Here is an 8,874-nt window from a genome sequence, read left to right on the forward strand (position 1 = left end):
GGCGCTGCCCCGCAGGCGGGGCCCCAGCAGCCGCCAGACGGCCCGCTCCAGGGCGGGCTCGCAGGGGTCGTGCTGCCAGACGATCACCGCGGCACCCACGGCGGCGGCGGCGGCGGCGTTGGCGTCCTGATGGCGGTCGGCGGCCTGCGGGAAGGGCACCAGGATCGCCGGGGTGCCGCAGACCGCCAGCTCGCTGAGGCTGCCGGCACCGGCGCGGCTGATGGCCAGGTCGCAGTGCTGCAGCAGGCCCGGCAGCTCATCACTGAAGGCCCGCTCGACCACCCCGTCGAGGTGCAGCTGGCCGGCGTCCGGATCCTGGCTGCCGGTGAGGTGGACGATGCGGCAGCCGCTGGCCGCCAGCAGCGGCAGCAGGGGCCGCACCATGCGGTTGAGGCGCAGGGCCCCCTGGCTGCCCCCCATCACCAGCAGCAGGGGGCCGGCGCCCCGGGGCACCCACCCCGGCAGGGCCGCGGGGGTGAGGAACGCGCGCCGCACCGGGGTGCCGCACACCAGCGGGCGGCAGCGGGGCAGCCGCTCGACCGCCTGGGGCAGGCCCACCGCCACGCGCGTGCACAGGGGCCCCAGCAGCCGCGTCACCCGGCCCGGGACGGCGTTGCTCTCGTGCAGCACCACCGGCACCCCGCACCAGCGGGCGGCGAGGATCGCCGGTGCGGCGATGTACCCGCCACTGCTGAACACCGCGCTCACCCCTTCCCGCCGGATCAGGCGCCGCACCGGCAGCACGGCCAGCAGCAGCTGGAGCAGGTTCCAGAGCCTGCGCAGGCCTTTCCCCTGCAGCCCCCCGGCCCGCACCGTGTGCAGGGGGTAGCGGCTGGGCACGAGCTCGGTCTCCAGCCGGTCCGGCACCCCCAGCCAGTGCACCTGCCAGTCGTCCGGCAGGGCCTCGGCCACCGCCAGGGCCGGGAACAGGTGGCCACCCGTGCCGCTGGCGGCGATCAGCAGGGTCGGCATGGGCGGGTGGGACGAGCGCGCCTAACTTAAAAGCCGACTCCGGTGCGCCCACCGCCGCCCCGGATCCCTCCCTCTCCATGGCTCCATCCCGCCCGCTGCCCGCCCCCCTGCCCCCGGTCAGGACGCCGCAGCGGCTCGCTGCCTGCCTGGTGGGCCTGGCGGTGGCGGCCGGCGCCGGTGGCCCCGCGGTGGCGGCACCCCCGTCGGCGGCCCAGCTGCAGGCCCTCGAGAGCGCCCTGAACAGCAGTTCCGACACGGCCCTGGCGGGCCTGCTGCAGGCCGGCCCCGGCCTGGATCCGGCCCAGCTGGAGAACCGTCGCCGCCTGCTGCGCCAGCAGTTCCCCGATGCCCGCTGGCAGCTGAGCTCCGGCACCCAGCTGCGGGACGGCCAGCCCACGGTCACCCTGCGGGTGGAGGGCACCCGGCGCCAGGGCGGCACCACCTACCGCCTGGAGGCGGAACAGCTGCTTGCCCTGCAGAGCGACGGCACCCGCATCAACGGCCAGACGGTGCTGCGGGAGAAGTCCCTGCTGCGCACCGGCGAGAAGCCCCTGCCCGTGAGTCTGCTGATCCCTGATGCGGTGCTGACCGGCCAGCGCTACGACGTCGACGTGATCTTCGACGAACCGCTCGACGGAGCCCTCGCCGCCGGTGGCATCACCGCCATCACCCCCCAGCAGCAGGCGGCGATGGCCAGCCCCAGCCTGGAACTGGGGGCGCTGGGTGGCGGTGGCCTGTTCAAGATCGTCCAGGCCCCCCTGTCCCCCGGTTCCCAGACCTGGGCGGTGCTGCTGGTCCATCCCGACGGCATCGTCAGCGCCACCAAGCGGGTGCGGGTCGTCGCCGATCGCAAGTCGCTCGAGCCCTGAGCCATGGCTCGACCGCATCGGATCTGGGTGGTGGATGACGATCCGGAGCTGCGCCAGCTCCTGTCCACCTACCTCGGGGAGCAGGGCTACGAGGTCCGCTGCATGGGGGACGGCGCCCAGCTGATGGCCCGGCTTGAGGGCCAGCGTCCCGACCTGCTGGTGCTCGACCTGATGCTCCCCGGCGACGATGGCCTCAGCCTGCTGCGGCGGCTCCGGGACGGGGCCGACGACCTGCCGGTGCTGATGCTCACGGCCCGGGCCGATGCGGTGGATCGCATCATCGGCCTGGAGCAGGGGGCCGACGACTACCTGGCCAAGCCCTTCCTGCCCCGGGAGCTGACCGCCCGCATCGAGGCCGTGCTGCGCCGTCGCGGCACCCTGCCCGGCGGATTGCCCCAGCCCGACGGGGAGCGGATCGCCTTCGGCGACCTGGAGGTGGACCTGGCGGCCCGCACCCTGGAGCGCCACGGGGAGGCGCTCACCATCACCGGCGGTGAGTTCGCCCTGCTGGCGGCGTTCGTGCAGCACCCCCACCGCCCCCTGTCCCGGGAGCGGCTGATCGAACTGGCCCGGGGCCCGGGCAGCGACACCGACAGCCGCAGCATGGACGTGCAGGTGTCACGGCTGCGGCGGCTGATCGAGCCGGAGCCGGCCCGGCCCCGCTACGTGCAGACGGTCTGGGGCTACGGCTATGTGTTCGTCCCCGATGGCAAGCCCCGTCAGTCCTGAGCGGGGCCGTCGGCCGTCGTTCCGGCGCACCCTGGGATACCTGCTGGCGGGCACCGGTGCCGCCGCCTTCTGCCTGCTGCTGCTGCAGCTGCTGCTGGGTCGCCGGCTGGCCCAGCAGCAGCTGGTCCAGACCGGCTCGGAGGTGGCCGCGAACGTGGTGCTGGGGGAGGTGGCCCTGGAACGCTTCAGCCCCGAGGTGCTCGGCCAGATCAGCGGCATGCAGCTGGTGGTGGGCCAGCGGCCGGAGCCGGCGGCCAGGGACGGCCGTGGGGGGGACCGGCGGCTGCGCTGGCAGACCCTGCGCCTGCAGGAGGTGCTCTGCCGCCGCCTGGGGCGCTGCCCGGCGGTGCTGCCGGCCTCGTCGCCGCGGCGGGGGGTGTGGGTGGAGATGGCGTCCCCCCTGGAGCGGGCGTGGCTGTTCGTCGCCCTGCCCTCCCCCCGCGGCTGGCCGCCCGACCCCCTGCTGCTGACCCTCTCGATCGGCCTGGGGGCCCTCGGGGCGCTGCTGCTCTTCCTCACCCTGGAGATCCAGCGGCCCCTGACCCGCCTGCAGGAGGCCCTGGCCGACGTGGGCCTCGAGGCCCTGCCCGGTGCCCTGCCGGACCAGGGGGCCCCGGCGGTGCGCCAGCTGATGGCCCGCTTCAACGCCATGCTGCTGCGGCTGGAGGAGGCCGGCCGGGAGCGCACGACGATGCTGGCCGGCATCGCCCACGACCTGCGCAGCCCCCTCACCCGGCTGCGGCTGCGCCTCACCCTCGCCGCCGAGGGGCCGATGGCGCCGCAGGAGCTGGAGCGGGCCCAGGCCGACATCCGCTCGATCGAGCGGATCACACGCCAGTTCATGATTTTCGCCGGCGCCGAAGCCGACGAGACGCCGGTGCTGGTGCCCCTCGATGCCCTGGTGGCCGAGGCGGCGGCGGCGGTGGGCGAGGTGCCCCTGGAGCTGGATCTGGAACCGCTGGTGCGGCGGGTCCGTCCCATCGCCGTGGCGCGGGCGGTGGGCAACCTGCTTGACAACGCCCTCACCTACGGCCGGCCGCCTCTGCGGCTGGTGCTGCGGCCCCTGGGTCCGGCGGACGGGGAGGGGCGGCCCCAGGGGGAGGGCGGAGCGGTGGAGAGCGGCTTCGAGATCCAGGTCTGGGACTGCGGCGAGGGCATCGACCCGCAGCAGTGGCGCAAGGCCATGACCCCCTTCCAGCGGCTCGACCGGGCCCGCGGCGGGGAGGGGCACTGCGGTCTGGGCCTGGCCATCGCCGCCAAGGTGGCCCGGGACCACGGCGGGGACCTGCGTCGGCTGGAGGCCACCGCTGCGCTCGAACCGCCGCCGGGACGCTTCGCCGTGGCGCTGCGCGCCTGGCCCCTGGCCGGGGGGTGAGCGACCTTCAGTTGCATCCGGTCATACCTGGCCGGTGGTCAGTCTGATCGCCGTCACACTTGCCGGTCACCATGAATGTGTTCAGTTCATCTCCTCCCATGCCCTCCTCCCTGCTCCAGCCCCTTCGCGTCGCCGTCCTGGCGATGGTCCTGGGCTCCACCGGTGTCGCCATGGCCCAGAGCGGCCCCACCCCGGCCGGCCGTCCCACGCCCGCCCAGATGCAGAAGATCTTCCCCGAGCAGAAGCGCCTCGCCCTCAGCGACCAGCAGGCCCGCATCGCCATCCTTCAGCGCGGTGAGCGCTGCCTGTCCGCCGCCGGCAGCAGTGAGGCCCTGCGCACCTGCATGAAGGAGCAGCGCAGTGCCAGCCAGCGCCAGCGGGAGCAGCACCGGGCCGCCATGAAGGCGCTGTTCGAACGCAACGGCATCCCCCTGCCCCAGTGGGGCAAGGGGGAGCGCAAAGGGGGCTGGGGGGAGGGGCGCCGTCCAGGCCCCGGCAGCATCTGAGCTGCCTTCAGGGCCGCCCTCGACGAGGCCTGAGGCCCTGAAGGCAGGGCCTCAGGCCTCGTCGAGGGCGGCCACGCCCGGGAGCACCCGGCCCTCCAGCAGCTCCAGGCTGGCGCCGCCACCGGTGGAGATGTGGCTCATCTTCTCGGCCACGCCCACCTTCTCCACCGCGGCCACGGAGTCACCACCGCCGATGATCGTGCAGCAGCCCTTGGCGCTCAGGTCGGCCAGGGTGTGGGCGATGGCGTTGGTGCCGGCGGCGAAGGCGTCGAACTCGAACACGCCCATGGGGCCGTTCCAGATCACGGTCTGGCAGTCGGCCAGGGCCGCCTGGAAGGTCTTGACCGAATCGGGGCCGATGTCGAGGCCCATCCAGCCGTCGGGGATGGCGTCGATCGCGGTGGTCTGGCTGTTGGCGTCGGGGGCGAAGTTGTCGGCCAGCACCACGTCGGTGGGCAGCAGCAGCTGGACGCCCTTGGCGGCCGCCTTGGCTTCGAGTTCCTTGGCCAGCTCAAGCTTGTCCTCCTCCACCAGGGACTTGCCCACCGCCAGGCCACGCGCCTTGTAGAAGGTGAAGATCATGCCGCCGCCGATCAGCACCTTGTCGCACTTGTCGATCAGCGACTCGAGCACGCCGATCTTGCTGCTGACCTTGGAACCGCCGACGATCGCGGCCAGGGGACGCTTGGGCTCATCGATCGCGCCCTGCAGGTACTGGAGCTCCTTCTCCATCAGGAAACCGGCCACGCTGGGGCTCAGGTACTTCGTCACGCCCTCGGTGGAGGCGTGGGCCCGGTGGGCGGCGCCGAAGGCGTCATTGACATAGACGTCGGCCAGGGCGGCCAGCTTCTCGGCGAAGGCGGGGTCGTTCTTCTCCTCCTCGGCGAAGAAGCGCACGTTCTCCAGCAGCACCACGTCGCCATCGGCCATGGCGGCCACCTTGGCCTCGGCGTCGGGGCCGATGCAGCTGTCGGTCTTGGTCACGGGCTTGCCCAGCAGTTCGCTCAGGCGGGCCGCCACAGGGGTGAGCCGCATGGACTCGTTCACCTGACCCTTGGGCCGGCCGAAGTGGGCGGCCAGCAGCACCCGGGCGCCATGGTCGATCAGGTGGCGCACGGTGGGCAGGGCGGCCCGGATGCGGGTGTCGTCCGTGATCGCCCCGGCATCGTCCAGGGGCACGTTGAAGTCGACCCGAACCAGCACCCGCTTGCCGCGGAGATCGTCGGCGCTGAGGCTGGAGAGGGATCGCTTCGCCATGATTACGGATAAGGAAAGGCGGGGGGAGATTAGCCTCCGGCGTCTCCCGCTCCGCCGCCGCCGCGATTCGGTTCTTCCCACCCCCGCTCCCTGGCCCCCGCAACGGTCGGCGCTAGGACAAGAGGGCCGGGCCTTCCGCCATGTTCGACACCGTCCTGTTCCCCATCGACCAGAGCCGCCAGACGATGGAAACGGCGGCCGTCGCCCTGCAGCTCGCCCAGCGCCACGGCAGCCGTGTCGTGCTGCTGTCGGTGGTGGAGGCCGAGGAGGGGGTGATGCACGATCCCGCCGCCGTGGCCCAGCTGCTGGAGCAGGCCCGCGCCAGCTTCACCCAGGCCGGTGTGGCCTGCGAGGTGCTGGAGCGGGAGGGAAAGCCGGCCTTCGTGATCGGCGACGTGGCCGATGAGATCAATGCCGATGTGATCGTCATGGGCACCCGGGGCATCACCCTCGAGGGCGATCACCAGAGCACCGCCGCCCGGGTGCTGCAGCTGGCGCCCTGCCCGGTGCTGGTGGTGCCCTGATGCCGGACGTCGGCGACACGGTCCGCCTCAGCACCGCCGCCCCACCGATCCAGTGGTACCCGGGCCACATCGCCAAGGCGGAGAAGGCCCTCAGCGCCAACCTGGAGAAGGTGGACCTGGTGATCGAGGTGCGCGATGCCCGCATCCCCCTGGCCACCGGCCACCCGCGGCTGCAGCGCTGGATCCGGGGCAAGCAGCACCTGCTGGTCATCAACCGCCGTGACATGGTCAGCCCCGCGGCCCGCCTGGCCTGGGATGGCTGGTTCCGCCAGCGGGGGGAGGTGCCCTGGTGGTGTGACGCCAAGGTGGGCACCGGCGTCAAGCAGCTGCAGTCGGCGGCGATCCGGGCCGGCGAGGCGCTCAACGCCCGCCGTGCCGGCCGGGGCATGAAGCCGCGCCCCGTGCGGGCCCTGATGCTCGGCTTCCCCAATGTGGGCAAGTCGGCGCTGATCAACCGGCTGGTGCGCCAGAAGGTGGTGGAGAGCGCCCGCCGCGCCGGGGTCACCCGCAGCCTGCGCTGGGTGCGGCTGGGTCAGGACCTCGATCTGCTCGACGCCCCCGGCGTGCTGCCCCCCCGCCTCGATGACCAGCTGGCCGGGCTGCGGCTGGCCCTCTGCGACGACATCGGCCAGGCCTCCTACGACGGCGAGGCGGTGGCCCAGGCCTTCCTGCGCCTGCTGGCCCAGCTGGAGCCGGTGGCGGCGGCCGGCGTGGCGCCGGGACTGCTGGAGCGCCGCTACGGGGTGGCGGTGCCGCCGTTGCCCGGAGCGGATCCCGAGCGACCGATCCCCGATGCCGAAGCCTGGCTCGCGGCGGCGGCGGCCCGCCACACCAGCGGTGACACCCCCCGCATGGCCCAGCGGCTGCTGGATGATTTCCGCCGCTCCCTGCTGGGGCCGATCGCCCTGGAACTGCCGCCCCCGGGGCCGCCCCCCGAGCGGCCTGCCCAGGAGCCGCCCTCCAGCTGATGGGCGCCTTCGGGGAAGGCGAAGGGGAGCTGCTGAGGCTCCATTATCCGAAGCCGCTGCCGATGCGGCTGGATCGCTGGCTGGTGTCCCAGCGGCCCGAGCAGAGCCGGGCCCGGATCCAGAAGTTCATCGATGCGGGCTACGTGCGGGTCAATGGGGTCACGGGCCGGGCCAAGACGCCCCTGCGCACCGACGACACGGTGGAGCTGTGGATGCCGCCGCCGGAGCCCCTGCCCTACCTGGTCCCCCAGCCGATGGCGCTGGATGTGCTGTTCGAGGACGAGCATCTGATCGTGATCAACAAGCCCGCCGGACTCACGGTCCACCCGGCCCCCGGCAACAAGGACGGCACCCTGGTGAACGGCCTGCTGCACCACTGCCCCGACCTGCCGGGCATCGGCGGCGAGATGCGGCCGGGCATCGTGCACCGCCTCGACAAGGACACCACCGGCTGCATCGTGGTCGCCAAGAGCCAGGAGGCGCTGGTGAAGCTGCAGGTGCAGATCCAGAAGCGCATCGCCTCGCGGGAGTATCTGGCGGTGGTGCACGGCCGGCCGGCGGCCGAGAGCGGCACGATCGTGGCGGCCATCGGCCGCCATCCGGTGGACCGCAAGAAGTACGCCGTGGTGACCGACACCACCGGACGCCATGCCTGCACCCACTGGCGCCTGATCGAGCCCCTGGGCGACTACGCCCTGCTGCGCTTCAAGCTCGACACGGGGCGCACCCACCAGATCCGGGTGCACTGCGCCCACACGGGCCACCCGATCGTGGGGGATGCCACCTACGGCCGCTGCCGCAAGCTGCCGGTGGCGCTTCCCGGCCAGGCCCTGCACGCGGTGCGGCTGGCCCTCGACCACCCGATCAGCGGCGAGCGGCTGGTGTGCGAGGCGCCCCTGCCGGAGGTGTTCGAGACGCTGCTGCGGGCCCTGCGGCGACGGTCGTCCTGAGGGCGTTGCTGCGGCAGACTTGAAACCCTGGATCCCGGTGTCATGGCCCCGCCGCCGCGACGGCTGTTCGTCGACCAGTTCTTCGTCGGCTGGGTGTATGGCCCCTGGGTGGTGGCCGGCCTGCTGGTGATCCTGGCGCTGCGGCTCCTGCTGGCGGAGGACTTCAACCTGCACAGCCACGCCTGGGGGCTGTTCGGCAACGCCGCGATCTGCTTCTCGATCGGTTGCGTCTGCCAGCTCTCCTGGGCCATGGCGCGCGTCGGCGCCGTGCGCCAGCTGGAGCAGCAGCTGCGCCGGGAGCTGGGCCTGCGCTGATGGCGATGACCCGCTCCCAGCTCGGCCTGGTCGTCACCCTGCCCTGGCTGGCCGCCGGGGTGGTGCTGCTGGCGATGACGCGCCTTCAGGGCGAGACCCGCGAGGCGCAGCTGGGCCTGTTCGGCAGTGCGGCGATCTGCTTCTCGATCGGCTGTCTGGCCCGCACCAGCCTGGGTCTGCACGATCTGATGCAGGCCCGCACCGCCACCGCCACGTCACCCGCCACCCCGACGCCACCCCTCCCGCCAGCCGCCGCGCCATCGGCCCCGTCCCTGGGTCCGCCCCCCGGGACACACCAGCCGTGATCCGGCGTCAGCTCCGACACTGCCTGGCCCCGGCCCTGGGCCTGGCGCTGGCGGCGCCGCTGGCCCAGGCCTGGGGCCAGGAGCTGATCGCCGCCCCCCGGCCC

11 protein-coding genes are annotated in these 8,874 nt (G+C 73.3%); 9 read left to right on the forward strand and 2 right to left on the reverse strand.

The annotated features are described in order from the left end of the window. A partial coding sequence (locus KBY81_RS15530) for a glycosyltransferase (RefSeq protein WP_254976990.1) occupies positions 1 to 972 on the reverse strand: 972 nt, incomplete at its 3' end. Between the two features lie 77 nt (positions 973 to 1,049). On the opposite strand from KBY81_RS15530, the gene KBY81_RS15535 reads away from it, so the two are divergent. From KBY81_RS15535 to KBY81_RS15550, 4 genes are all read left to right on the forward strand, one after another. Beyond that, a complete protein-coding gene (locus tag KBY81_RS15535) occupies positions 1,050 to 1,841 on the forward strand; it encodes a hypothetical protein (RefSeq protein WP_254976991.1) in 792 nt (263 codons plus the stop codon). Positions 1,842 to 1,844: 3 nt separating this feature from the next. Next, positions 1,845 to 2,570, forward strand: a complete 726-nt coding sequence (locus tag KBY81_RS15540) for a response regulator (protein WP_106219415.1) — start codon at positions 1,845 to 1,847, stop codon at positions 2,568 to 2,570. After that, complete coding sequence (locus KBY81_RS15545) at positions 2,548 to 3,945, forward strand: ATP-binding protein (protein WP_254972232.1); 1,398 nt, start codon at positions 2,548 to 2,550, stop codon at positions 3,943 to 3,945. Before KBY81_RS15540 ends, KBY81_RS15545 begins: the two co-directional genes overlap by 23 nt. Positions 3,946 to 4,043: 98 nt before the next feature. Further along, positions 4,044 to 4,451 (forward strand): hypothetical protein, encoded by a 408-nt coding sequence (locus tag KBY81_RS15550; RefSeq protein WP_254976992.1) that lies wholly within the window; start codon positions 4,044 to 4,046, stop codon positions 4,449 to 4,451. Between the two features lie 51 nt (positions 4,452 to 4,502). On the opposite strand, the gene KBY81_RS15555 is transcribed toward KBY81_RS15550, so the two are convergent. Beyond that, positions 4,503 to 5,708: a phosphoglycerate kinase gene (locus KBY81_RS15555; protein ID WP_106219412.1), complete on the reverse strand. Its 1,206-nt coding sequence runs from the start codon at positions 5,706 to 5,708 to the stop codon at positions 4,503 to 4,505. Between the two features lie 140 nt (positions 5,709 to 5,848). Between KBY81_RS15555 and KBY81_RS15560 the strand changes: the two genes are divergently transcribed. The 5 genes from KBY81_RS15560 to KBY81_RS15580 are packed head-to-tail and all read left to right on the forward strand — an operon-like array spanning position 5,849 to position 8,770. Further along, positions 5,849 to 6,232, forward strand: coding sequence for a universal stress protein (locus KBY81_RS15560; protein ID WP_106219411.1), 384 nt, complete (start codon positions 5,849 to 5,851; stop codon positions 6,230 to 6,232). Then, positions 6,232 to 7,200 carry a ribosome biogenesis GTPase YlqF gene (ylqF, locus tag KBY81_RS15565; RefSeq protein WP_254972234.1) on the forward strand — a complete coding sequence of 323 codons (969 nt, stop codon included), beginning with the start codon at positions 6,232 to 6,234 and terminating at the stop codon, positions 7,198 to 7,200. Before KBY81_RS15560 ends, ylqF begins: the two co-directional genes overlap by 1 nt. Further along, positions 7,200 to 8,150 carry an RluA family pseudouridine synthase gene (locus KBY81_RS15570; RefSeq protein WP_254976993.1) on the forward strand — a complete coding sequence of 317 codons (951 nt, stop codon included), beginning with the start codon at positions 7,200 to 7,202 and terminating at the stop codon, positions 8,148 to 8,150. Before ylqF ends, KBY81_RS15570 begins: the two co-directional genes overlap by 1 nt. A 42-nt stretch (positions 8,151 to 8,192) precedes the next feature. Further along, complete coding sequence (locus KBY81_RS15575; RefSeq protein ID WP_106219408.1) at positions 8,193 to 8,465, forward strand: hypothetical protein; 273 nt, start codon at positions 8,193 to 8,195, stop codon at positions 8,463 to 8,465. A gap of 5 nt (positions 8,466 to 8,470) precedes the next feature. Continuing rightward, on the forward strand, positions 8,471 to 8,770 hold the full coding sequence (locus KBY81_RS15580; protein WP_254976994.1) for a hypothetical protein: 300 nt from the start codon (positions 8,471 to 8,473) through the stop codon (positions 8,768 to 8,770). The last annotated feature ends 104 nt before the right edge of the window (positions 8,771 to 8,874 follow it).

It is taken from the genome of Cyanobium sp. Lug-B, from assembly GCF_024345635.1.
Taxonomy (GTDB): Bacteria; Cyanobacteriota; Cyanobacteriia; order PCC-6307; family Cyanobiaceae; genus Cyanobium; species Cyanobium minutissimum.